This is a genomic window from Streptomyces regalis, assembly GCF_001509475.1.
Classification (GTDB): Bacteria; Actinomycetota; Actinomycetes; order Streptomycetales; family Streptomycetaceae; genus Streptomyces; species Streptomyces regalis.
This window is the reverse complement of sequence record NZ_LLZG01000001.1, coordinates 122,485-144,053: the sequence shown is the minus strand read 5'-3', so window position 1 is coordinate 144,053 and position 21,569 is coordinate 122,485. Positions and strand designations below refer to the sequence as shown.

The 21,569-nt window shown below is 71.7% G+C and carries 23 protein-coding genes; 15 read left to right on the top strand and 8 right to left on the bottom strand.

The features are described from left to right. Window positions 1-41: 41 nt before the first annotated feature. A complete protein-coding gene (gene dhaL / locus ADL12_RS00590) occupies window positions 42-641 on the top strand; it encodes a dihydroxyacetone kinase subunit DhaL (RefSeq protein WP_062697233.1) in 600 nt (199 codons plus the stop codon). Window positions 642-648: 7 nt separating this feature from the next. Beyond that, a complete protein-coding gene (locus ADL12_RS00585) occupies window positions 649-1,104 on the top strand; it encodes a PTS-dependent dihydroxyacetone kinase phosphotransferase subunit DhaM (RefSeq protein WP_062697557.1) in 456 nt (151 codons plus the stop codon). A 212-nt stretch (window positions 1,105-1,316) separates the two neighbouring features. Here the strand turns inward: ADL12_RS00585 and ADL12_RS00580 are convergent, their stop codons facing one another. Beyond that, window positions 1,317-1,967: a TetR/AcrR family transcriptional regulator gene (locus tag ADL12_RS00580; protein WP_062697231.1), complete on the bottom strand. Its 651-nt coding sequence runs from the start codon at window positions 1,965-1,967 to the stop codon at window positions 1,317-1,319. 139 nt (window positions 1,968-2,106) lie between these two features. Here ADL12_RS00580 and ADL12_RS00575 point away from each other — a divergent pair, with 139 nt between their 5' ends. Continuing rightward, a complete protein-coding gene (locus ADL12_RS00575; RefSeq protein WP_062697229.1) occupies window positions 2,107-2,868 on the top strand; it encodes an SDR family NAD(P)-dependent oxidoreductase in 762 nt (253 codons plus the stop codon). Between the two features lie 7 nt (window positions 2,869-2,875). On the opposite strand, the gene ADL12_RS00570 is transcribed toward ADL12_RS00575, so the two are convergent. Beyond that, window positions 2,876-3,589, bottom strand: a complete 714-nt coding sequence (locus ADL12_RS00570) for a glycoside hydrolase family 75 protein (RefSeq protein ID WP_062697555.1) — start codon at window positions 3,587-3,589, stop codon at window positions 2,876-2,878. Window positions 3,590-3,995: 406 nt separating this feature from the next. Between ADL12_RS00570 and ADL12_RS00565 the strand changes: the two genes are divergently transcribed. Both ADL12_RS00565 and ADL12_RS00560 read left to right on the top strand, forming a co-directional pair. After that, entirely contained in the window at window positions 3,996-4,973 is a 978-nt protein-coding gene (locus tag ADL12_RS00565; protein WP_062697227.1) for a fibronectin type III domain-containing protein, read from the top strand. Between the two features lie 166 nt (window positions 4,974-5,139). Continuing rightward, window positions 5,140-5,676, top strand: coding sequence for a hypothetical protein (locus tag ADL12_RS00560; protein WP_062697225.1), 537 nt, complete (start codon window positions 5,140-5,142; stop codon window positions 5,674-5,676). Between the two features lie 11 nt (window positions 5,677-5,687). On the opposite strand, the gene ADL12_RS00555 is transcribed toward ADL12_RS00560, so the two are convergent. Beyond that, the gene (locus tag ADL12_RS00555) at window positions 5,688-6,239 is read right to left on the bottom strand and encodes a PadR family transcriptional regulator (RefSeq protein ID WP_062697223.1); all 552 of its coding nucleotides are present in this window, start codon (window positions 6,237-6,239) and stop codon (window positions 5,688-5,690) included. Window positions 6,240-6,270: 31 nt separating this feature from the next. Then, window positions 6,271-8,286, bottom strand: coding sequence for an NADPH-dependent 2,4-dienoyl-CoA reductase (locus ADL12_RS00550; RefSeq protein WP_062697221.1), 2,016 nt, complete (start codon window positions 8,284-8,286; stop codon window positions 6,271-6,273). A 119-nt stretch (window positions 8,287-8,405) separates the two neighbouring features. Here ADL12_RS00550 and ADL12_RS57965 point away from each other — a divergent pair, with 119 nt between their 5' ends. Both ADL12_RS57965 and ADL12_RS57960 read left to right on the top strand, forming a co-directional pair. Further along, window positions 8,406-8,900: a M20/M25/M40 family metallo-hydrolase gene (locus tag ADL12_RS57965; RefSeq protein WP_341846330.1), complete on the top strand. Its 495-nt coding sequence runs from the start codon at window positions 8,406-8,408 to the stop codon at window positions 8,898-8,900. Beyond that, window positions 8,882-9,565: a peptidase dimerization domain-containing protein gene (locus tag ADL12_RS57960; RefSeq protein ID WP_341846329.1), complete on the top strand. Its 684-nt coding sequence runs from the start codon at window positions 8,882-8,884 to the stop codon at window positions 9,563-9,565. Before ADL12_RS57965 ends, ADL12_RS57960 begins: the two co-directional genes overlap by 19 nt. A 24-nt stretch (window positions 9,566-9,589) precedes the next feature. On the opposite strand, the gene ADL12_RS00540 is transcribed toward ADL12_RS57960, so the two are convergent. Together ADL12_RS00540 and ADL12_RS00535 are read right to left on the bottom strand one after the other, a co-directional pair. Then, on the bottom strand, window positions 9,590-9,964 hold the full coding sequence (locus tag ADL12_RS00540) for a hypothetical protein (RefSeq protein WP_062697219.1): 375 nt from the start codon (window positions 9,962-9,964) through the stop codon (window positions 9,590-9,592). A 134-nt stretch (window positions 9,965-10,098) separates the two neighbouring features. Further along, the gene (locus tag ADL12_RS00535) at window positions 10,099-10,971 is read right to left on the bottom strand and encodes a hypothetical protein (protein ID WP_062697217.1); all 873 of its coding nucleotides are present in this window, start codon (window positions 10,969-10,971) and stop codon (window positions 10,099-10,101) included. Between the two features lie 266 nt (window positions 10,972-11,237). Here ADL12_RS00535 and ADL12_RS00530 point away from each other — a divergent pair, with 266 nt between their 5' ends. Together ADL12_RS00530 and ADL12_RS00525 are read left to right on the top strand one after the other, a co-directional pair. Further along, entirely contained in the window at window positions 11,238-13,316 is a 2,079-nt protein-coding gene (locus ADL12_RS00530; RefSeq protein WP_062697215.1) for a SpoIIE family protein phosphatase, read from the top strand. A 137-nt stretch (window positions 13,317-13,453) separates the two neighbouring features. Further along, window positions 13,454-14,173, top strand: a complete 720-nt coding sequence (locus ADL12_RS00525) for a DUF5666 domain-containing protein (protein WP_062697213.1) — start codon at window positions 13,454-13,456, stop codon at window positions 14,171-14,173. Here the strand turns inward: ADL12_RS00525 and ADL12_RS00520 are convergent, their stop codons facing one another. Next, window positions 14,174-15,013: a putative protein N(5)-glutamine methyltransferase gene (locus ADL12_RS00520; protein WP_062697212.1), complete on the bottom strand. Its 840-nt coding sequence runs from the start codon at window positions 15,011-15,013 to the stop codon at window positions 14,174-14,176. A 296-nt stretch (window positions 15,014-15,309) separates the two neighbouring features. Here ADL12_RS00520 and ADL12_RS00515 point away from each other — a divergent pair, with 296 nt between their 5' ends. From ADL12_RS00515 to ADL12_RS00505, 3 genes are all read left to right on the top strand, one after another. Beyond that, on the top strand, window positions 15,310-15,915 hold the full coding sequence (locus ADL12_RS00515; protein WP_062697209.1) for a sulfite oxidase-like oxidoreductase: 606 nt from the start codon (window positions 15,310-15,312) through the stop codon (window positions 15,913-15,915). Window positions 15,916-15,922: 7 nt separating this feature from the next. Beyond that, the gene (locus tag ADL12_RS00510) at window positions 15,923-16,678 is read left to right on the top strand and encodes a ferredoxin reductase (RefSeq protein ID WP_062697553.1); all 756 of its coding nucleotides are present in this window, start codon (window positions 15,923-15,925) and stop codon (window positions 16,676-16,678) included. Between the two features lie 77 nt (window positions 16,679-16,755). After that, the gene (locus tag ADL12_RS00505) at window positions 16,756-17,340 is read left to right on the top strand and encodes an Rv1733c family protein (RefSeq protein WP_062697208.1); all 585 of its coding nucleotides are present in this window, start codon (window positions 16,756-16,758) and stop codon (window positions 17,338-17,340) included. A 78-nt stretch (window positions 17,341-17,418) separates the two neighbouring features. On the opposite strand, the gene ADL12_RS00500 is transcribed toward ADL12_RS00505, so the two are convergent. Beyond that, complete coding sequence (locus tag ADL12_RS00500) at window positions 17,419-18,798, bottom strand: 8-oxoguanine deaminase (RefSeq protein ID WP_062697551.1); 1,380 nt, start codon at window positions 18,796-18,798, stop codon at window positions 17,419-17,421. A 103-nt stretch (window positions 18,799-18,901) separates the two neighbouring features. Here ADL12_RS00500 and ADL12_RS00495 point away from each other — a divergent pair, with 103 nt between their 5' ends. The 3 genes from ADL12_RS00495 to ADL12_RS00485 all read left to right on the top strand — a co-directional run bounded on the left by ADL12_RS00495 (window position 18,902) and on the right by ADL12_RS00485 (window position 21,565). Further along, window positions 18,902-19,870, top strand: coding sequence for an acetylxylan esterase (locus tag ADL12_RS00495; RefSeq protein ID WP_062697206.1), 969 nt, complete (start codon window positions 18,902-18,904; stop codon window positions 19,868-19,870). 10 nt (window positions 19,871-19,880) lie between these two features. Then, entirely contained in the window at window positions 19,881-20,285 is a 405-nt protein-coding gene (locus ADL12_RS00490) for a nuclear transport factor 2 family protein (RefSeq protein ID WP_062697204.1), read from the top strand. A 113-nt stretch (window positions 20,286-20,398) separates the two neighbouring features. After that, window positions 20,399-21,565 carry a serine hydrolase domain-containing protein gene (locus ADL12_RS00485; RefSeq protein WP_062697202.1) on the top strand — a complete coding sequence of 389 codons (1,167 nt, stop codon included), beginning with the start codon at window positions 20,399-20,401 and terminating at the stop codon, window positions 21,563-21,565. Window positions 21,566-21,569 lie beyond the last annotated feature (4 nt).

Sequence of the window (21,569 nt, the reverse complement as noted above, 5' to 3'; positions counted from 1 at the left end):
AGTCAGACGCTCGCAAAGCACCTGTGACGCAAGGAGATCCCGTGCTCGACGCCGATTTCTTCCGCCGTTGGATGACGGCGACCACCGCTGCCGTCGACCGTGAGGCGGAACGGCTCACCGCCCTCGACTCGCCCATCGGGGACGCCGACCACGGCAGCAACCTGCAACGCGGGTTCACCGCCGTCACGGCGGCGGTGGAGAAGGAGGCCCCGCAGACGCCCGGTGCCCTCCTGATGCTCGCCGGGCGCCAACTCATCTCGACCGTCGGCGGGGCGTCGGGCCCGCTCTACGGAACGCTGCTGCGCCGGACCGGCAAAGCCCTCGGGGACGCCGGTGAGGTGAGCGAGGACCAGTTCACCCAGGCGCTGCGGGCCGGGGTGGACGCGGTCATGGCGCTGGGTGGGGCGGCGCCGGGCGACAAGACCATGATCGATGCGCTGGTGCCGGCCGTGGACGCGCTCGGTGACGGCTTCGCCGCGGCACGGGCCGCCGCCGAGGAGGGCGCCCTGGCGACGACGCCGTTGCAAGCCCGAAAGGGACGGGCGAGTTATCTCGGGGAGCGCAGCATCGGACACCAGGATCCCGGGGCCACATCCTCGGCGCTGCTGATCGCGGGGCTGGCGGAGGCGAACGGTGAGTGACGAGAAGATGCGTGCCGAGAACGAGAAGAAGAGTGGCGAGAAGGTGAGCGACTACAAGAGCGAGCGGCTCGTCGGCATCGTGCTGGTCTCGCACAGCGCACAGGTGGCCGCGTCGGTGGCCGAGCTGGCGCAGGGGCTCGCGGGCGGCGACACGGCGGTGCCGGTGGCCGCGGCGGGCGGCACCGAGGCCGGCGGCCTCGGCACCAGCGCCGAGCTGATCGCCGCGGCGGCCGCCTCCGTGGACCGCGGCGCCGGGGTCGCGGTCCTCACCGACCTGGGCAGCGCGGTCCTCACCGTCAAGGCCCTGCTCGCGGAGGGCGACGAACTCCCGGACAGCACAAGCCTGGTGGACGCCCCGTTCGTCGAGGGCACGGTGGCCGCGGTCGTCACGGCGGCCACGGGCGCCGACCTCGCGGCGGTGGAGGCGGCGGCCGCGGAGGCGTACACCTACCGGAAGGTGTAGGGACGACCTACGGCTGCCGCCACGCCACGGGTCCTGAAGCGCGGCGGCCGAGGCCGGCAGCCATGGCGCCACGGGCCCCTCGGCCGCGTCCCGGGTGACGGTTCGCGGTTCGCGGGGTCCTGGCTGCCGCCGCGAGGTGATGGCGCCTGCCCGGGGATCTGACGGCCGCCGCACAGGATCTGCCCTCCCCCGCCCGCTCCCAGGAGTCCCCCCTACACGACCCCCTCCGCCGCAACCCCCAGCGCCAGGCGCAATGTTGCCACCAGTTCGGTCTGTGCGGTTGACCGGTCGGGGCGGGCGTCGGCGGTGTGCCAGGCGTAGTGCTCGACCGCCGCGCGCAGTGCCGCGTTGAGCGTCGCCGCCTGGATCGTCGGGCGCAGATCGTCGGCGGGCAGCCCGGCGCGTTCGGCGAGGGCTTGGGCGAACGCCGGTTCGGCCTCGTCGTACGTCTGCAGCCAGATCGCGCGCAGGCCGGGCTCGGTACGGGTGAGCCGTACCAGTGCCCCTACGGTCGCGCGGTCGGGTCCGGCGAGCAGGCGGTCGTCGACCGCGAGTTCCTGGTCGAAGAGTTCCTCGAGGGGCTGCCCGGGACGCCAACGCCGCAGGCAGTCGGCGATCAGGTCGATACCGGCCGAGAACAGCGGCCGTACGCAGCTCTCCTTGCTCGGGAAGTAGCGCCACACGGTGCGCGCGGAGACACCGACCGCCGCTCCGATCTGCTCGCCCGTGGTCGCCGCCACGCCCTGGGTGACGAACAGGTCCACCGCCGCCCGCGCGATCTCCAACCGGATCTCGGACTTGCGCTCCTCGGTCAGGGGCGGTCGCCCCGTAGGCCGCCTCGTACGTCCACGGGATGCGGTCATGTTCTCCTCCGGCCGGCGCTGATCGCTCTCCCGGAATTCTCCACGAATACTTTATGTCACTCAGAGACACAAAGCCGTAGGGTGAGGCCTCGGGCGCGTTCGACAGGCCGCCCCTCTGACTCACGGATGGGAGTACCTCATGACCGGCGGACTGAACGGACGCAGCGTCATCGTCACCGGAGCGGGCTCGGGCATCGGGCGCGCGGCCGCCCTGGCCTTCGCCAAGGAGGGCGCCCGGGTCGTGGTGGCGGACCTGAACGCCGAGGGCGCGAAGACAGTCGTGAAGGAGATCGAGCAGGCGGGCGGCGGCGCGGTCGCCGTCGTCGGCGACCTGAGCGAGCAGACGGTCGTCGACCATGTCGTCGAGGCCGCCGTCGAGCGCTTCGGCGGCGTGGACGTCCTGGTGAACAACGCCGGGATCATGGACCGCATGTCGGCCCTGGCGGAGGTCACCGACGCCGAGTGGGAGCGGGTCATACGGGTCAACCTCACCGCCCCCTTCCTGCTCACCCGGGCAGTCCTGCCACACATGCTCCAGGCGGGCAGAGGTGCCATCGTCAACACGGCGTCCGAGGCCGGTCTGCGCGGCAGCGCCGCGGGCGCCGCGTACACGGCGTCGAAGCACGGCGTGGTGGGGCTGACCAAGTCCCTTGCGGTGATGTACCGCAAGCAGGGAATCCGCGCGAACGCCATCGCCCCGGGCGGCACTCAGACCGGCATCGTCGTGGACGCCGCACAGGACGCTCACGGACCGGCAGCCCTCGGCCCGCACTTCGTCAACATCGGCAAGCCGGCCCAGCCCGAGGAGCAGGCCGCCGCCATCGTGTTCCTCGCCTCGGACGCGGCGAGCAACATCAACGGCGTGATCCTGCCGGTCGACGACGGCTGGTCGGCGGTCTGACGCCTCCTCACTTGCCGTGCAGGTATCGCTTCCCGTGCACGAACTCCCTTGCCAGCCGCTCCCCGGTCGCCACGGCGGCCGCGTGGTCCTCGATGGGCTTCACCCGCGTGTCCGTGAAGACGATGTAGGTGACCCCGGAGGCCGTGCCGCCGCCGTGCGGGTCGGGCGAGATACCGAGGGCCTCGGCGGCGGCGTACGACGCCTCGCCGATCATGTCGTCAGGGCCGACGTCGCCGACGACCGCGTACCGCACCCGCCCCTCGTACACGACCGCGGCGACCGAGCCGCCGCGGATGCCGTGGTCAAGTGGGTTCCAGAGGCGGCTCGGAGCGGGCACGACGATGTACGGGAGGCGTTCGGCGCTCAAGTAGCGGCCGTCGGACTGCTGATAGGCCGTCGCGGCGGAGAAGTACGGATCGGTACGGCGGTTGCAGTGGCGGGTGCGCCGACCGTCGCAGTCGATGTCCATGTCGGCCTTCCAAAACACCGCGTCCCGCGCCCCGCAGACCTGGATCGTCGCGGGCGCACCACTGTCGCTGCGGTAGCGCCCCCGGGAGACGGCAGCGCACTCACGCACTTTTGACAGCAGGTCAGCGGCGCTGACGTCCGCCTCACGGTGGGCCGTTGCCCCTTCCAGCGTGGGGGGCGGGGTCGGGGGCGGCATCGTCGGGGCGAGCAGGGCGGCGCTCGCCGCGGCCAGCGTCAGCGAGTGGAAACGCACGATAGGGACCCTCTCGTCGAGGAACACTGACGGACACTCAGCCCATCTGATGCTGTGTCGATCATGCTGCCACCAGCGGGGCCGTACGGCGTGCACCCCGACGACACGACGACACGACGATCATTCCCGAACTTCCGGCAGGAGCCGGGGGCCTGAGCCCGCGAAACGCGCCCCGGCCCCCCGGCCACCCGCGTCCGGCGCGGGATCAGCGACGACAGCGGCCCGCACCGGCGGCATGAACTCCCCTTCCTTCATGGAGAGTTCAGCCGTGAGGAGCTTCAGCATACGTAACGCCCCTGGCGGTTCACCAACAACCGCCCTCTTGAGGTGATCGCGTCAGCAGCGACATAGTGAAGCCCTATTGGTCCGGACCATTGCCGCCAGTTGGCCCCCGGGAGGCAGAGCCGTGCGACGCGTTCCCGTCCTCGTGCCCGTGATCTGCGCAGTGCTCGCCCTGCTCTCGTCCTGCGCATGGAGCGGGCCGGAAGAGGAGGGCGGCCGGCTGCCCGCGGCGCCCACCGGTGTCACGGCCGCAGCGGGCAGCGCGACCAGCGTGCATGTCATGTGGAACGCCGTCTCCGCGAACCGCAGCATCCGTGCCTACGAGGTGTATCGGGGACCCACGAAGATCAAGGAAGTGCCGGGTTCTGCACACATGGTGGATGTCACCATGCTCAAGCCGTCCACCGCGTACGCCTTCACCGTGCGAGCCCGTGATACCGACGGACGGGTCGGGCCGCCGAGCAAGGAGGTCCGGGCGACAACTCCCGCAATCGTGGCCGCCGACCACTCTGCCCCCTCAAGTCCAGGACCGGCCGAGGGCCGCGCGGTCGGCAGCCGCGCGGTTCAGCTGTCGTGGTCGAGGGCGACGGACGACCGGGACGTGGTGTCGTACGACATCTATCAGGGCGACACAAAGATCCACAGTGTGGGCGGGAACCAGACGGCGACCGTGGTCACCGGTCTCCGGCCCGGCACCCGCTACTCCTTCACCGTCCGGGCCCGGGACGCGGCCGACAACCTCTCGCCCGCCACGGCAGCGGTCCGTGTCACCACACCCGGCACCGACGACGGGCGCGGCACCGCGCCGACCGCGTTCCGGGCGACGACCCATCGCGCGGACGGGGCGTACTACCTCGACCTGAGCTGGGTGCCGCCGCGCACGGACGTCGTGATCGCGGAGTACCAGGTCGAGCTCGACGGCCGTACGGCCACCTCGCTGGTGTACGGCGGGAGCGCCCCACGCGAGCGGGCCACGTACAGCTTCTACCTGGGTCGGGAGGCCGGAGTCGGTCACCGGGTGCGGATCCGGGGCAAGCTGCCGGACGGCACCTGGGGCGGCTTCTCGGCGGCGCGGACGGTGACGACCGGCTATCGGGGCTGACGCCTGGTCCGGTCTCCCCGGATGCAGCAATCCGTCACCTGTCCGGCGGAGGTCCGCATGCGGGACGGGTACGGGGCGCGTTGGCTGACCCTGAGGCAGCACGGGCGTTCCCGACCCTCGGCGGCGCAACGGACGTACCGCCAACCGTGCCGCCGGAGGGCATCACATGCGCAACTCATCGCTCTTCCTCCGCTCGGGCCTGACCGTGGCAGCCGCCTCCGCTCTTCCCTTCACCCTGGCCGCCGGTCCGGCCGCCGCGGTCTCGGGGATCTCCGTGAGCACCACCGGGTCCACGGTCTCCGTCACGACCAGTGCGTGCACCAACGTCAACGGCAGCTGGGGCACCGCCTCGCTGCTCAACAGCCGGCAGGCGAACTTCGCCCAGGGGCGCCAGGTCTCCCTGTCAGGGACGGCCGCGCTGCAGTCGGCGGCCTGGTCGGGCGTGAGCCCGGGCACGTACACCGTCATCGTCGTGTGCTCCAACGGCTCGACGGCGGGCACCCAGTCGGTCGTCGTCACGGCTCCCAGGGTCTCCGCCACGGCCTCGCCCTCCCCGTCGCGCGGCGTCATGGGCGGCATGGGCGGCGGCAGCAAGGACTATGGCACCCTGACGCTGGTGGCGGGCGGCGCACTGGTGGGCACGGGTGTGCTGGCCACGGCTGCCTGGGCCCTGCGCCGCCGTTCGAAGCCGTACCGGCTCTGAACGCCCTCGGCTCACGCCGTCTCGTGGCCCGGCAGCTCCGCGAACTCCTCCAGGGCGCGCGTGAGCCACTGCGTCCAGAAGGTCTCCAGATCGATGCCGGCTTGCAGCACCAGGTGCCGCAACCGGTCCTGCGAACTGTCCTTGCCGGGCGGGAAGTCCCGCTTCTCGATCTCCTCGTACTCGGCCAACTGCCGCCGGTGCAGGGCGAGATGGCGCCGCAGATCGTCCTCGATACCCTCGGTCCCCACGACGGCCGCGGCACGCATGCGCAGCAGCAGCGTGTCACGGTGGGGCCTGGGGTCCTGGGACGCGGCGGTCCAGCGGGCCAGTTCGGCGCGGCCCGCGGGAAGGACCTCGTAGCTCTTCTTCTGCCCGCGGGCCGGCTGTTCGCTCGGCAGGGTGCGGATGAAGCCTTCGGCCTCCAGTTTTCCCAGCTCGCGATAGATCTGCTGATGCGTCGCCGACCAGAAGTACCCGATCGACTTGTCGAACCGGCGGGTCAGCTCCAGCCCCGATGACGGCTTTTCGACCAGGGCGGTGAGGATCGCGTGCGGGAGTGACATGGACTCATCCTAGGGACGCGCTCGGTCGGCCCTACAGGCTCGCCGCCAGCTCGGTGCCCTGCTTGATGGCGCGCTTGGCGTCCAGTTCGGCGGCCACGTCGGCACCGCCGATGAGGTGCGTGCTGCGGCCGGCAGCGAGCAACGCCTCGTACAGGTCGCGGCGCGGCTCCTGCCCAGTGCACAGGACGATGGTGTCGACCTCCAGGACCGTGCTCTCCTCGCCGACGGTGACGTGCAGTCCGGCGTCGTCGATACGGTCGTAGCGCACGCCCGGAACCATGGTGACGCCGCGGTGCTTGAGCTCGGTGCGGTGGATCCAGCCGGTGGTCTTGCCGAGGCCCGCGCCGACCTTGGTGGTCTTGCGCTGGAGCAGGTGGACGGTGCGCGGCGGGGCGGGCCGCTCGGGGGCGGCGAGGCCGCCGGGGGACGTGTAGTCCATGTCGACGCCCCACTGACGGAAGTACGTCGCCGGGTCCTCGCTCGCCTTGTCGCCGCCGTCGGTGAGGAACTCGGCGACATCGAAGCCGATGCCACCCGCGCCCAGGACGGCGACGCGCTCGCCGACGGGGGCGCCGTCGCGCAGGACGTCGAGGTAGCCCACGACGCTCGGGTGGTCGATGCCGGGGATGTCCGGGGTACGGGGGGTGACGCCGGTGGCGACCACGACCTCGTCGTAGGCGGTGAGGTCCTCGGCCGACACCCAGGTGTTCAGGCGGATGTTCACGCCCTGCCACTCCAGCTGGTGGCGGAAGTAACGCAGCGTCTCGTCGAACTCCTGCTTGCCCGGCACCTTGCGGGCGACGTTCAGCTGGCCGCCGATCTCGCTCGCGGCGTCGAACAGGGTGACCTCGTGGCCGCATTCGGCCGCGCTCACGGCACAGGCAAGGCCGGCGGGTCCCGCGCCCACCACCGCGACGCGCAAGCGCCGCCGGGTCGGGGACAGGGTCAGCTCGGTCTCGTGGCAGGCGCGCGGGTTGACCAGGCAGGACGTGATCTTGCCGCTGAAGGTGTGGTCGAGGCAGGCCTGGTTGCAGCCGATGCAGGTGTTGATGGCCTCCGGCTTTCCGGCGGCGGCCTTGGCGACGAAGTCGGGGTCGGCGAGCATCGGACGGGCCATCGACACCATGTCCGCGCGGCCGTCGGCCAGCAACTCCTCTGCCAGCTCCGGGGTGTTGATGCGGTTGGTGGTGACGAGTGGGACGGACACCTCGCCCATCAGCCGCTTCGTGACCCAGGTGTAGGCGCCGCGCGGCACCGAGGTGGCGATGGTCGGGATGCGCGCCTCGTGCCAGCCGATGCCGGTGTTGATGATCGTCGCCCCGGCTGCCTCGACGGCCTTCGCGAGCGTGATCACCTCGTCGAGCGTGGAGCCGCCCGGGACGAGGTCCAGCATGGACAGCCGGTAGACGATGATGAAGTCCTCGCCGACGGCCTCGCGCACCCGCCGGACGATCTCGACCGGGAAGCGCATCCGGTTCTCGTACAAGCCGCCCCAGCGGTCGGTGCGCTGGTTGGTCTGCTGGGCTATGAACTCGTTGATGAGGTAGCCCTCGGAGCCCATGATCTCCACGCCGTCGTAGCCGGCCTGCCGGGCGAGGCGGGCGGCGCGCGCGTAGTCGTCGATGGTCCGCTCGACCTCGGCGTCGGTGAGCTCGCGCGGCGGGAAGGGGCTGATCGGCGCCTGGAGCGGGCTCGGGGCGACGAGGTCCTGGTGGTAGGCGTACCGGCCGAAGTGCAGGATCTGCATCGCGATCCGGCCGCCCTCGCGGTGCACGGCCTCGGTGATGACCCGGTGCTGCTCGGCCTCCGCCTCGGTGGTGAGCTTGGCTCCGCCCTCGTACGGGCGCCCCTCGTCGTTGGGTGCGATGCCGCCGGTGACGATCAGGCCCACTCCCCCGCGCGCCCGCTCCGCGTAGAAGGCCGCCATGCGCTCGAAGCCGCGCTCGGCCTCCTCCAGGCCCACGTGCATGGAGCCCATGAGGACGCGGTTGGGCAGTGTGGTGAAGCCCAGGTCGAGCGGGCTCAGCAGGTGCGGGTAACGGCTCATCGGGCCCCTCCGTGCGCGGTGTCGTACGTCTGTAGTTGTAGAGGACCCAGAGACATTTATGCAACTAGTTGCACAACCTGGGAGGGGTGACACGGACCACGCCGGGGCACAGTGGGCCCATGACCGCACATGCCGACGTGATCGACCTCGCCCAGCGGCTGATCCGCTGCCCCAGCCGCGCCGGGATCGACGACTACGGCCCCGTCCTCGGCGTCCTGGAGGACTGGCTCGCGGGGCGTGCGCTGCCGTATCGGCGCCTCTACGACGACGAGGGCGGCGCAGTCGGCCTGCTGATCGAGGTCGCGGGCGGCCGGCCCGGACGCTGGTGGGCGCTCGACGCCTGCGTCGACACCGCCCCCTACGGCGACGAGGCCGCCTGGTCCTTCGCGCCGGACTCCGGCGAGGTCGTCGACGGCTGGCTGCGGGGCAGGGGCGCCGCGGACTCCAAGCTCGCCGCGGCGATGTTCTGCGGTGTCGCGGCCGAGCTGCACGGCCGCGCCGACGCCCTGCACGGCGGGCTCGCGGTGCTCCTCGACGTCGACGAGCACACGGGCGGCTTCGGCGGCGCCCGCGCCTATCTGGCCGATCCGGAGGCGTGCGTCCGGCCGGGGTGATGATCGGCTACCCGGGCCTCGACGAGGTCGTGGTCGGCGGGCGGGGCCTGTGGCGGACCACGATCGCCGTGCACGCGGCCTCCGGCCACTCGGGGTCTCGCCGTACGGCACCGGGTGCCGTCTCTCGCGCGGCACACCTCGTACGACTCCTGGAGGAAGCCGAACTCCCGGGCGCCGACGGGGAGTTCCCCCTGCCACCGAAACTGACGGTGACCTCCTGCCACGGCGGTCAGGGCTTCTCGGTGGTGCCGGATCTGTGCGAGCTGGGCGTCGACATCCGCACCACGCCGGCCTTCGATGCCGACGCCGCCGAACGGCTGGTGCGTGCGGCGGTGCGTGACCTGGACGTGCGGGTGCCCGCGCCGCGGCCGACCACGATCACCCCGGTGGCTGCCTGGCCGCCGTATCGACTGGTGAAGGACCAGCAGCCCGCCGCCGCGCTGCTGGACGCCGCCGCCCGGGAGGGCCTGGCCGTGCGGACGAAGACCGCCGGTCCGTCGAACATCGGCAATCTGCTGGCGGGTGAGGGCATCTGGGCCACGGCGGGCTTCGGCGTGCGGTACGAGGGGCTGCACGGCGTGGACGAGCGGGCCTGTCTCGAGGACCTGCCCGCCGTCCACGCCGTCTACCGGCGTGCCGTGCTCAGCCTCCTGGGCTCGCCCTGACCGAGCTCCTCATGGCCGGCCTCGTCATGAGCTGCGGCTCTCCAGCACCACGTGCAGCTCCTTCTCCTGGTCGCCCGAGGCCGAGGACAGGTCGTGCACCGTGAACAGGGAGTCCAGCGTCGTACGGAGCCGTTCGATGGCCCAGTAGCCACCCTGCGCGTCGGCCTCGACGGACGCCGAGAGGGGGGCGGGGGGCGGGCACTCGTGGGTGTCCGTCACCTCGAACGTGCCGAGCCACACCATGGGCCGGGTCTCATGGAGCTGCTGCGGCACATCCTCGGGGCGCCGGTCGGACTCGAAGCACGCGCACAGCGTGTCGAAGACGATCCGGGCGTCCTCCTTGCTGCATCCGCTGATCTCGACGGAGACAGGCTCCTCGTGCAGTCGTTCACGATCCATCGTGATCGCTCCTCTCGTGGCCGCGCCGCGGTACCACGGGTTGCCCGCGGAAGCGGACCCCAACCCCAAGAAAAGCACCACGGGCGGCGGAGCACTACCGGCGGAGCCGCACGGTCCGCGGGCTGCGGGCGCCCTCAGCCGCGCGTGAACCGGTACGTCTTGCTGTCCGTCAGCACGCAGAAGCCCGGCGAGATGACGATCACGCGCAGGGTGGCGGTGCGGCGGTCGTAGTCGATGCCCTCCGTCTCGAACTCGCCCGAGCAGGAGCTGCGCATCGGCAGCTGACGCAGCGCCGTGACGTGGCCGGTCACGTCGGAGGTGCCCGGTTCGGCGGAGAGGTCGATCTGCAGCAGCGGCTTGGTCATGCCGAAGAGGGTCCCGGCCGGGTCGTCGGAGGAGCACAGCAGGGTCGTGGCGCCGAGGAAGTCGCAGCCCTGGATGTCGCGTACGGCATGGTCCAGCCGGATGCTCGACGTCCAGGGCAGGTTCACCGACGGTGACGTGCCGGGGTTGACGCCCGGTGTCGGGTGGACGAGCAGCCGCGTCATGGTGCCCCACTCCCCGGAGACCATCCACTGGCCGGCGGGCGAGACGGCGACGAAGGAGTTGTTCAGCGCCTCCCCGGAGCCCAGTGTGTGCACGTACTCCGACCAGGTCCCGTCCGGCGCCTGCACCCGGAACATCTTCGCGCTGCCCGAGTCCGCCTGGTACGGCTCGATGTAGTAGCCGCCGTAGGAGGCGTCGGGGTCACCCACATGGTTCCAGCCGCGGCTGCGGACCGAGGAGGGGATCGTGCCGATGCCCGTGTAACGGTTGGGGCTGTTCGCCGGGACCTCCACGGAGGTCAGACCCTGGCTCTCGGTCAGCGGGTCGGCGCGGTCCGAGCCCACCTCCGTCCAGGTGTCGGCGGCCTGCGCGGGCGTCGCCGTGGACAGCACGGCGACGGAGGCGAGGGCGACGAGGCCGGTGAGGGCGGCGTGACAACGTTGCCGGGCGCGCAGGGCCATGAGAGCGACTCCTTGGGGTGGGGGCGTGTCGGCGGACAGTCTCGCGGGCCGAGGTAGTCATGTACAGACCAATAGAGCGAACGTGTGCTGTCTGATCGACCACAGTCCCGTGCCCCGTGATGACTTCGGCGGACGTTCATCGCCGTGTTGAGGGATGGTGGAGGTGGACGACCGAGGGGGCCCGGAGACGGTTGAACGCGGTAGAACAAGGGGAGTCGGCACGGGGGAACGGCGTGCCGCGTGAATGGGCGAAGGCGGTGCGTGGGATGTCTGCAGCCGAACGTCCCGTGGCCGAGGGCGACGAGCCGGTGCGCGGGCCGGTAGGGCCGAGCGGGCTGCTCGACGTGCTCGGCGTGGCTTCGGTGGTGCTGGACACCGAGGGGCGCATCGTGCTGTGGAGCCCCCAGGCCGAGGAGCTGTTCGGCTATCCGGCACAGGAGGCGCTCGGCCAGTACGCCGCCCGGATCATGGTCCACGAACAGCACCTGGATCTGGTCGTCAAACTGTTCGCCGACGTCATGGAGACCGGCGAGGGCTGGGCCGGGGCCTTCCCGATCCTGCGCAAGGACGGCACCACCCGACTGGTGGAGTTCCGCAACATGCGGCTGCTGGACGACCGGGGGGACGTCTATGCGCTGGGCCTGTGCGCCGACCAGTCGACGGTCCGCCAGGTGGAGCGGGACGTCGCGTTGTCGACCCGGACGATCGCGCAGGCTCCGGTCGGCCTGGCCGTCCTCGACACCGAACTGCGGTACGTCTCGGTCAACGAGGCGCTGGCCCTGCTCAACGGCATCCCCGCCGAGGACCACATCGGCCATACACCGCGCGAGCTGCTGCCGGACATCGATGCCGACGCCATCGAGGCGGCGCTGCGTGTAGTGCTGGGGACCGGGGATCCGCTCATCAACCAGCGCATCGTGGGCCGGACCCCGGCCGATCCGGACCGGGAGCACTTCTGGTCCATCTCGCTGTATCGGCTGGAGGACACGGCGGGGACCGTGCTCGGCGTGGCCGGGATGGCCGTGGACATCACCGAGCAGCATCAGGCCGCCGTCGAGGCCGAAACGGCGCGGCGGCGTCTGGCGCTCATCGCCGACGCCTCCGCGCGGATCGGCACCACGCTGGACCTGGACCGTACGGCGCGCGAACTGGCCGACGTCGCCGTGCCGGAGCTCGCCGACGTGGCGGCCGTGGATCTGCTGGAAGCCGTGGTGGAGGGCAGACGCAGCAGCCTCGGTCCCGCGGAATCAGCGGTGATCCGGGCCCTGGCCGTCAAGACGGAACACGACACGGAGGCCCTCGACGCCGCCGATCAGCCCGGCCAGGTCGCCCGCTACGGTCCTGACCGCCTCGTCACCGAGTGCGTGCGTACGGCGAACCCGGTCATGGTGGCGCAGGTCGAGGAGAAGGATCTGCCGCGCATCGCCCGCTCCCCCGAGGCCGCCGTCCAGCTGAGCCGCGCGGGCGTGCACTCCTATCTGGCGGTGCCGCTGATCGCGCGCGGCGAGGTGCTCGGCGCCCTGGACCTCAAGCGCACCCGCAATCCGCTGCCGTTCAGCGAGGACGATCTGCTGCTCGCCCGTGAGCTGGCCGCCCGCGCGGCGGTGCAGATCGACAACGCCCGCTGGTACCAGAACGCCCGCGACACCGCCCTCACCCTGCAGCGCAGCCTGCTGCCCAGCCATCCGCCGGTGACCGGCGGCCTGGAGGTCGCCTCCCGCTACCAGCCCGCGGGGGCAAGCGCCGAGGTCGGCGGCGACTGGTTCGACGTGATTGCGCTGGAGGACGGCAAGACCGCGCTCGTCGTGGGCGACGTGATGGGCAGCGGCATCGACGCCGCCACGACCATGGGCCGGCTGCGCACCGCGACGCACACGCTGGCCTCCCTCGACCTCGAACCGACCCTGCTCCTGGAACACCTCGACAAGATCACCGAGGGCCTCGACCACTCCATCGCCACCTGCGTGTACGCCGTCCACGACCCGCAGCTGCGGCAGTGCCGGATCGCCAACGCCGGGCATCTGCCGCCCGTCCGCGTACGTCACGGCCACCCGCCGGAACTCCTCGAACTGCCCACAGGAGCGCCGCTGGGCGTCGGCGGCGTCGCCTTCTCCACGACGACCATCGCCCTCGAACCCGGCGACCAGCTGGTGTTCTACACCGACGGCCTCGTCGAGACCCGGCAACACTCGCTCGACGAACGCCTCGACGCGCTCCTCGAGCTCCTCGACGACCCCGACCGCCCCCTGGAGGAGTGCTGCGACCTCCTCCTGCGCACCTTGCACCGGCCCGACAACTCCGACGACGTGGCGCTGCTCATCGCGCGCGTGCTGCCCCCGAGTTGACGGCTGCCGCGACCGACGCCGCGACGGCAACCCTTTTTCACAGGAACTGATTACTGGTTCCTTATCGTCCGCAACCCACAATCACAGCAAGACATGGCATGGGGAATGCCGGGTGCCGTGACCGATGGGAGCGAGCGGTGACACACGATCCGGATCACGAACACCACGTCGGCGGCGAACCGGCCGACACCGACTTCGAGGTCCTCACAAGGCCGGGCGGGCTGTGGCAGCGGCGGTCCGTCCGGGCCCGGGCGGTGACCGTGGCGGCCACGGTGGCCGTGCTCGCCCTCGGCGGTACGGTCGCCTACGCCGCGACCTCGTCGGGTTCCCGTGACGGGGCCTCGCCCTCGGCCTCCGGGTCGGCGTCGGGCTCACCGGCGCCGGACGGGCCCGGCGGGCGGCACGGTCACGGCATGGGGTTCGGCCTCGGCGGAGGCGGCGTGCACGGCGAGGCGACCGTCAAGGACCCCGACAGCGACGAGTGGGTCGTACGGATCTGGCAGCGCGGCACCATCGAGAAGGTGGACGGCGACCAGGTCACCGTCAAGAGCGAGGACGGCGCCGAGTGGACGTGGACCGTCGGCTCGGACACCGTCGTCCGTCACGACGGGGACAAGAGCTCCGGCGCCGCCGCCCTCAAGAAGGGCGAGGACGTTTTCCTCGCCGGCACGCGGTCCGACGACGACACCAGGACGGCCTCCCGTGTGCTGGCGGGCAATTGGGCGGAGTGGAAGAAGGAGAAGGGCGAGGAGAGGGGCCCGGGCGAGTGGCGGGACAAGTTCCCCGGGCCTCGCCACTGGGACCGGGATGGTTCCGGCCCCTCGGGAAGTCCTTCGAAGAGCGGCGCGACGACCTGATCAGGCCCGTCGGCTCGGCTGGTTGAGGCCGACCACGACGTTTGCGTACAGCTCCTCGGAGGCGACCAGGCGCGCCGACATTCCACTGCGGGTGAAGGCCTCCAGGGCCCTCGGCGCCTGGCGCTCGCTCGTCTCGACCAGTACACAGCCGCCGGGTGCCAGCCACCGGGGCGCCTCGGCGGCGACGCGACGCAGGACGTCCAGCCCGTCCGGACCGCCGTCCAGCGCGACCTGCGGCTCGTGGTCACGCGCCTCCGCGGGCAGGAGGCCGACTTCGCCGGTGGGCACGTACGGCACGTTCGCCGCGAGGATGCCCACGCGGCCGCGCAAGCTGTCGGGCAGCGCCTCGAAGAGGTCGCCCGCGTACACCTGACCGTCGAAAGCGGCCACGTTACGGCGGGCGCAGCGCACCGCCGCCGGGTCGATGTCGGCGGCGTGCAGTTCGACGTTGCCGAGCGCGACGGCCAGTGCCGCGCCCACCGCGCCCGAGCCGCAGCACAGATCCACGACGACGGACGCGTCGGGGGCGTGGGCGAGGGCCTGTTCGACCAGGAACTCGGTACGGCGGCGGGGTACGAAGACGCCGGGTTCGACAGCCACGCACAGGCCGCGGAACTCGGCCCAGCCAAGGACGAGTTCGAGGGGCAGGCCGGTGACGCGACGGTCCACCATGGCGGCCAGCTCGTCCGGAGTGCGGGCGGCGGCCAGGATCAACCGGGCCTCGTCCTCGGCGAAGACGCAGCCGGCGGCACGGAGTGCGGTCACGACGGCGTCACGCGAGAGCGGCGAGCGGGACGAGGAAGAAGAAGGGGAGGACGAGGAAGAGGAGAGAGAGGGCATCGAAGCCGAGAGCCTTTCGGAAGCCGAAGGGTGCTCTCGCGGTCGCCTACTGGCGGTGATCCGCGCCGATCCAAGGTGAGAGCACCCGACCTGACACAGCGGTAATGGGTCTCACCTCCTGGGCTCCGCAGGGCCGGGACTGTCCCGACCGAACGGCAACCCTACCCCAACGATCACGGTCGCTCCCGCACATCGACGAAGGCCAGCCGGGACACGTACGGTTGAATGACAAACGTACTGATCACGCTCGACCCACGGGCCGTCGCCGACGGCGGCAGCCTGGAGGCACCACCCGTATGAACGTCACCAGAGGCTTCGCCGGGCGCCCACGCGTCCCGAACGCCGCCCTGCCGCCCGGCCAGTACGACGCGGGCGACGACTGGCCTGTCCTGTCCGCAGAGGTCACTCCCGAGCTGACGCCCGCCGAGTGGTCCTTCCGCATCGACGGCCTGGTCGAGGAGCCGCGCAGCTGGAGCTGGGAGCAGGCACACGAACTGCCGGCGTCGGCGTACGAGGGCGACATCCACTGCGTGACGAGCTGGTCGAAGTTCGGAGTGCGGTTCGGGGGCGTGTCGCTGGACACGTTCCTCGATGTGGTCCGACCCCATGTGTCCGCCACACATGCCGTCGCCTATTCGCACACCGGGTACACCGCCAACCTGCCGCTCGCCGACCTGACCGGCGGGCGGGCGTGGATCGCGTGGGAGTTCGACGGGGAGCCGCTCGCCCCGGAGCACGGTGGTCCGGCACGGCTGCTGGTGCCGCACCTGTACTTCTGGAAGAGCGCCAAGTGGATCGCGGGGCTGCGGATCCTCGACCACGACGAGCCGGGCTTCTGGGAGCAGAACGGCTACCACGCCCGTGGCAATCCGTGGGAGGAGCAGCGGTACTCCGGTGACTGAGGTGACTGTGACGGAGACGTTCACTCCCCCGACCCGTTTCGCCGTGCCCGGGCGGATCGACGTCAGCAACCGGGCCGCCGCGGTGTGGCAGACCGCCACGATCACCGAGATCCGCCGCGAGAGCCCGCACGCCGCGACCTTCCGCCTCGCGGTGCCCGCCTGGGCGGGCCACCTGCCCGGCCAGCACCTGATGCTGCGGCTGACCGCCGAGGACGGCTATGTGGCCCAGCGCCACTACTCGATCGCGTCGGCGCCGGACGACGCCGGGCACATCGAGCTGACCCTGGACCATGTCGAGGGCGGTGAGGTGTCCGGCTGGTTCCACACGGTTGCCGAGCCCGGTGACACGGTCGAGGTGCGCGGCCCGCTCAGCGGCTTCTTCGCCTGGCCCGGGGACCGGCCCGCGCTGCTGATCGGCGCCGGCTCCGGCGTCGTACCGCTGATGTCGATGCTGCGGCACCACCGGGCGCGGGGCCTGGATGTGCCGCTGCGGCTGCTGGTGTCGGCGCGCAGCCCCGAAGAGCTGATCTACGCGCGGGAGTACGGCGCGGAGACGACGCCCGTGTTCACGCGGAGCGCGCCGGAGGATGTGCCCGTGGGACGCATGGCCGCCGCACATGTGGCGCCGCTCCTGGCCGAGCAGCCTCCCGGTGGGTGGGAAGCCTATGTGTGCGGCTCCAATGGATTCGCCGAACATGCCTCCCGGCTGCTCGTCGCGGCAGGCCAGCCCGTGCACCGCATCCGGATCGAACGCTTCGGCTGACCGGCGGTCCGGCACCGGCCGCGTGTCCGTCCGGGATCGTCAGGAACGATGTCCGGTCTACGGGGTACCTGGACGCCATGCGATACCGGCTGTGTGGCCGGCGCCTGCGGCACAGTCCGCTGCGGCGCCGCTCGGATGTCGTCGAGGCGTGGACGTTACTGGCCGTGGCGGTCCTGCTGCTCGTCGCCGCTCCCCTGGTGGGGGTGTTCACGGCCTGGTGGGCCCATGACGACGCCCGGGCGACCGCCCGGGAGCAGCGTGCCGAGCGCCGTCAGATCCGGGCCGAGGTCGTCGGCAGGACCTCCGACGCGCTCCCCATGGCACAGGGCGGACGGCGGCCGTCCGTGAGAACGACGGTCCGCTGGACGGAGCCGGAGGGCGGTCCGCGTACGGCCACGGCGCGTGTCCCGGCGGGCACACGGAACGGCGACACGGTCGACGTGTGGCTCGACTCCCGGGGCCGGAGTGTGGCCCCGCCCGCGGACAGCACGGCGGTCTGGCAGCACACCATCACCATCGGCGTCTGCGCGACGGGCGGCGCGGTCGCCGTGATCCTCCTCGGCCATGCGGTCGTACGCCATGCCGCGATGCGTCGTCGCCTGGCCGAATGGGATCAGGAGTGGGCCCGGACGGAGCCGGAGTGGACGGGCCGCCGGGCGTGACCCGAGCTGGTGTCCCGATGGCCTGCCTCTCGGGCGCGCCTCGTGCGGACGGCTTGGGCGCGCTTCGCGCGGACCACGCTAGTCACCCTGCTGCATCCGGCGTGCGATCCGGTCGTGCGCCCGCAGGGCATCCGCCAGCCCGGGCAAGCGGGGCTCACCGCGGTCGACGAGGATCCGGCCGGCGACGACCGTGGTCCACGCCCGGGCCGGCCCGCAGCGCAGCCAGGCCTCCACCGGGTCACTGAGCGCGCCGGCGAGCGATACCGCGTGGAGATCCCACACGACCAGGTCCGCGCAGGCCCCGGGCCGCAGATGGCCCAGTTCGTCGTCCCGGCCCAGACAGCGCGCCGAGCCGCGAGTGGCGATGTCGAGGACGTCGCGGGCGGTCATCGCGCCGGGTCCACCGCGATAGCGGCCCAGCAGCAGCGCCGCCCGGGTCTCCATCCAGAGCGAGGCGTGGTCCGTGGAGGCGGAGCCGTCGCAGCCGATGCCGACGGGCAGGCCCAGCTCGCGCATCTCCTTCACGCGCGCGGTGCCGCCGCCGATGAGCATGTTGGAGCTGGGGCAGTGCGCCACACCGACGCCCGCGGCCGCGAGGCGGCGCAACTCGGCGTCGTTCGGGTAGATGCAGTGCGCGACCCAGCTGCGGTCGCTCATCCACCCGGTCTCCTCGAAGTACTCGACGGGACGGCAGCCGTACGTCTGAAGGCAGTACGTGTCCTCGTCGTGGTCCTCGGCGACGTGCGTGTGCAGTCGTACGTCGTGGCGCTCGGCGAGTTCGGCGGTCGCGGTCATCAGTGACTTGGTCACCGAGAACGGCGAGCAGGGCGCGAGCGCGACCCGCACCAGTGCGCCCGGTTCGGGGTCGTGGTACGTCCTGATGAGGCGCTCGCTGTCGGCCAGCACCTCGTCCTCGGTCTGAGTGACGCTCCCCGGCGGCAGCCCTCCGTCCTCGACGGAGCGGGTCATCGAGCCGCGGGTGGCGTGGAAGCGGAAGCCGATGTCGCGGGCGGCGCGGATCTCGGCGTCGACGAGGCGCGGGCGGGGATGGACGTAGAGGTGGTCGGACGACGTGGTGCAGCCGCCCATCAGCAGTTCGGCCATGCCGACGTAGGCCGACACGTACGCGGCCTCCTCGTCGAGACCCGCCCAGAGCGGGTAGAGGGTGGTCAGCCAGTCGAACAGCGAGCCGTTCACGGCGGGCGCGTAGGAGCGCGTGAGGTTCTGGTAGATGTGATGGTGCGTGTTGACCAGACCCGGGGTGACGAGCCGTCCGGCCGCCGAGACGGTCGTGCGGGCCTCGGGTTCGCTCCCGGCGGTACCGAGGCCGGTGACCCGACCACCGGTGACGGCCAGCCAGCCGCCCGGGATCTCCCGCTCTCCGTCGACGACCAGTAGTTCTGCGTCCCTGACCAGCAGGTCCGCAGCCTGCACCGGGGGATCGACGGCAGACGTCATGGCGCCATCGTAGGCGTTCGGCACGGGGAAGACCTGGCGAGTCCTCCGATCACCCACGTACGGTGTGATCATCCGCACTCACTCTTGGCAAAGGCGGTCCTTCATGGCCCTGTTCGACCTTCCGCTCGACGAACTGCGCGAGTACCGCAGCAAGTCGGTCGCACCCGAGGACTTCGACGCGTTCTGGTCCAAGACCCTCGATGAAGCTCGCGAGCACCCGCTGAACGCCCGCTTCGAGCCGGTCGACACAGGGCTTTCCACGGTGCAGGTGTACGACGTGACGTTCGCCGGGTTCGGCGGTCACCCGGTGAAGGGCTGGCTGCGGCTGCCCGCCGGGGCCACCGAACCGCTACCGCTGGTCGTGGAGTTCATCGGCTACGGCGGCGGGCGCGGCCTGCCGCACGAGAACCTGCTGTGGGCGTCCACGGGCCGGGCGCACTTCATGATGGACACGCGCGGTCAGGGCAGCGCGTGGGGCGCCGGTGGCGGGACGCCGGACCCGGTGGGGGCCGCGCCGGCCTACCCCGGTTTCATGACGCGTGGCATCGACGCGCCCGAGAACTACTACTACCGCCGGGTGTTCACGGACGCGGTGCGTGCCGTCGAGGCCGCCCGTTCCCATCCGCTGGCCGATGCCTCGCGCACGGTCGCACTCGGCGCGAGCCAGGGCGGCGGCATCACGATCGCGGTCGGCGGTCTGGTGCCGGACCTGACGGCGATCGCGCCGGATGTGCCGTTCCTGTGCGACTACCCGCGCGCCGCGACCACCACGGACCGCCACCCGTACCGCGAGATCGGCCTCTACCTCAAAACGCACCGGGGCCGCACCGACGACGTCCTGCGCACCCTGTCCTACTTCGACGGCGTCCACTTCGCGGCCCGCGGCCAGTCGCCCGCCCTGTTCTCGGCGGCCCTGGAGGACCAGACCTGCCCGCCCTCCACCGTGTTCGCGGCTTACAACGCCTGGGCCCACGGCGAGAAGGCCATCGAGGTGTACGACTTCAACGACCATGAGGGCGGCGGCCCGTTCCACGAGGCGGCCAAGCTGGACTGGCTGCGCGCGCACGCCTGAGAGGCCACGCATGCGGACGCGTGAGGCGGCGGAGCGGTTCGTCCGGGTCTGGCAGCGGGCGTGGGCCGAGCACGACGTGGACGCGCTGCTGGAGTTGTATGCCGAGGACTGCGTCCACCGCTCGATGCCGTTTCGCGCGCCGCACCGGGGGCGCGCGGAACTGGCCGCCTATCTGCGCTGGTCGTTCGCCGGCGAGCGGGTGACCGACGTGCGCTTCTCCGCGCCGGTCGTCGGCGAGGACGGAGTGGCCGTGGCCGAGTTCCGGGTCCTCGCCGAGGAGGACGGCGCGCCGTCCACGCTCGCCGGCTGCGTCTTCGTGCGGTTCGACGCGGCCGGGCCGGCCGTCGAGACCCGCGATTACTGGCACACGGTCGAGGGGCACCGGGAGCCGGAAGGCGCGCTGTTCTTCGAGTGAGGTGAGGTCGGCGTGTTCGCTGCCTTCCGCGAAGTCCGACCAGTCGGTACGTTCAGGGAGCCCGGGCCGCACTGCCGCGGCCCGGGTTTCCGGCGGACGACCAGGGGTGGGCCATGGCGGAGCACGAGGTACAGGTGCACGGGCACTGCGATCCGCGGTTCGTGGCGGTGCGGACGGCGTTCGAGGCCAATTTCCGGGAGCGCGAGGAGCTGGGCGCCGCGGTCGCCGTCACCGTGGGCGGCGTGACCGTCGTGGACCTGTGGGGCGGGTGGGCCGACGCCGCGCACAGCCGCTCCTGGGAGCGCGACACGCTGGTCAACGTGTGGTCCACGTCCAAGGGGCCGACGGCGTTGTGCGCGCACATCCTCGCCGACCGGGGACTGATCGACCTCGACGCGCCGGTGGCCACGTACTGGCCGGAGTTCGCCGCCGCGGGCAAGGAGCAGATCCTCGTACGGCATCTGCTGTCGCACCGGGCCGGTCTGTCCGGGCTGCGGGAGCCGCACTCGCTTGAGCAGCTGTGCGACTGGGAGCTGACGACACAGCGGCTCGCGGCGATGGAGCCGTGGTGGGCGCCGGGGACGCAATCCGGGTATCACGCGCTCACGTACGGCTTCCTGGTCGGGGAGGTCGTGCGGCGCGCGTCGGGACTGCTGCCCGGGGCCTTTCTGGAGCGGGAGGTGACCGGGCCGCTCGGGATCGACTTCGCGATCGGGTTGCCCGAGAAGGACTTCGGGCGGGTGGCCGAGCTGGCGCAGCCGCCGGTGGCCACAACCAGTGAACAGGCCGCGGTCTTCAGCCAGTTGGCGCCCGCCGCCCTCGCCGCGCTGACCAACCCCGCCGTCGGGGCGCCCCACGCCAACTCGCCTCAGTGGCGGGCCGCCGAGATCCCCGCGGCCAACGGCCACGGCACCGCACGGGCGGTCGCCGCGCTGTACGGCATCTTCGCGGGCCGCGGGGCGTACGACGGCCATCGCGTGCTGTCCCCCGAGGAGGCCGAGCGGGTGCGCGAGGGGCAGGGCAGCTGCCGCGACCTGGTGCTCGGGGCCGGGTTCGAGAGCGAGACGGAGGTCGGACTCGGGCTGTGGCTCAGCGGGCCGAACGGCTCGTACGGGCCCAACCCGCGGGCTTTCGGACATGACGGCTTCGGCGGCTCATGCGGTCTGGCGGACCCGGAGGCCGGGGTGTCGCTGGGCTATGTGATGAACCGGATGGGGCCTCATATCGCCAATGACCCGCGGAAGATGGCGCTGCTCGACGCCCTCTACAGCACCCTGTGACGAC

Excerpts from the sequence above, each read along its gene's own strand:
- ADL12_RS00490 (WP_062697204.1), top strand. The coding sequence starts at position 19,881 with ATGCGGACGCGTGAGGCGGCGGAGCGGTTCGTCCGGGTCTGGCAGCGG.
- ADL12_RS00555 (WP_062697223.1), bottom strand. The coding sequence starts at position 6,239 with ATGTCACTCCCGCACGCGATCCTCACCGCCCTGGTCGAAAAGCCGTCA.
- ADL12_RS00540 (WP_062697219.1), bottom strand. The coding sequence starts at position 9,964 with ATGGATCGTGAACGACTGCACGAGGAGCCTGTCTCCGTCGAGATCAGC.
- ADL12_RS00575 (WP_062697229.1), top strand. The coding sequence starts at position 2,107 with ATGACCGGCGGACTGAACGGACGCAGCGTCATCGTCACCGGAGCGGGC.
- ADL12_RS00500 (WP_062697551.1), bottom strand. The coding sequence starts at position 18,798 with ATGACGTCTGCCGTCGATCCCCCGGTGCAGGCTGCGGACCTGCTGGTC.
- ADL12_RS00520 (WP_062697212.1), bottom strand. The coding sequence starts at position 15,013 with ATGCCCTCTCTCTCCTCTTCCTCGTCCTCCCCTTCTTCTTCCTCGTCC.
- ADL12_RS00530 (WP_062697215.1), top strand. The coding sequence starts at position 11,238 with ATGTCTGCAGCCGAACGTCCCGTGGCCGAGGGCGACGAGCCGGTGCGC.
- ADL12_RS00505 (WP_062697208.1), top strand. The coding sequence starts at position 16,756 with ATGCGATACCGGCTGTGTGGCCGGCGCCTGCGGCACAGTCCGCTGCGG.
- ADL12_RS00585 (WP_062697557.1), top strand. The coding sequence starts at position 649 with ATGCGTGCCGAGAACGAGAAGAAGAGTGGCGAGAAGGTGAGCGACTAC.
- ADL12_RS00485 (WP_062697202.1), top strand. The coding sequence starts at position 20,399 with ATGGCGGAGCACGAGGTACAGGTGCACGGGCACTGCGATCCGCGGTTC.
- ADL12_RS00580 (WP_062697231.1), bottom strand. The coding sequence starts at position 1,967 with ATGACCGCATCCCGTGGACGTACGAGGCGGCCTACGGGGCGACCGCCC.
- ADL12_RS00560 (WP_062697225.1), top strand. The coding sequence starts at position 5,140 with ATGCGCAACTCATCGCTCTTCCTCCGCTCGGGCCTGACCGTGGCAGCC.
- ADL12_RS00495 (WP_062697206.1), top strand. The coding sequence starts at position 18,902 with ATGGCCCTGTTCGACCTTCCGCTCGACGAACTGCGCGAGTACCGCAGC.
- ADL12_RS57965 (WP_341846330.1), top strand. The coding sequence starts at position 8,406 with ATGACCGCACATGCCGACGTGATCGACCTCGCCCAGCGGCTGATCCGC.
- ADL12_RS00550 (WP_062697221.1), bottom strand. The coding sequence starts at position 8,286 with ATGAGCCGTTACCCGCACCTGCTGAGCCCGCTCGACCTGGGCTTCACC.
- ADL12_RS00515 (WP_062697209.1), top strand. The coding sequence starts at position 15,310 with ATGAACGTCACCAGAGGCTTCGCCGGGCGCCCACGCGTCCCGAACGCC.
- ADL12_RS00535 (WP_062697217.1), bottom strand. The coding sequence starts at position 10,971 with ATGGCCCTGCGCGCCCGGCAACGTTGTCACGCCGCCCTCACCGGCCTC.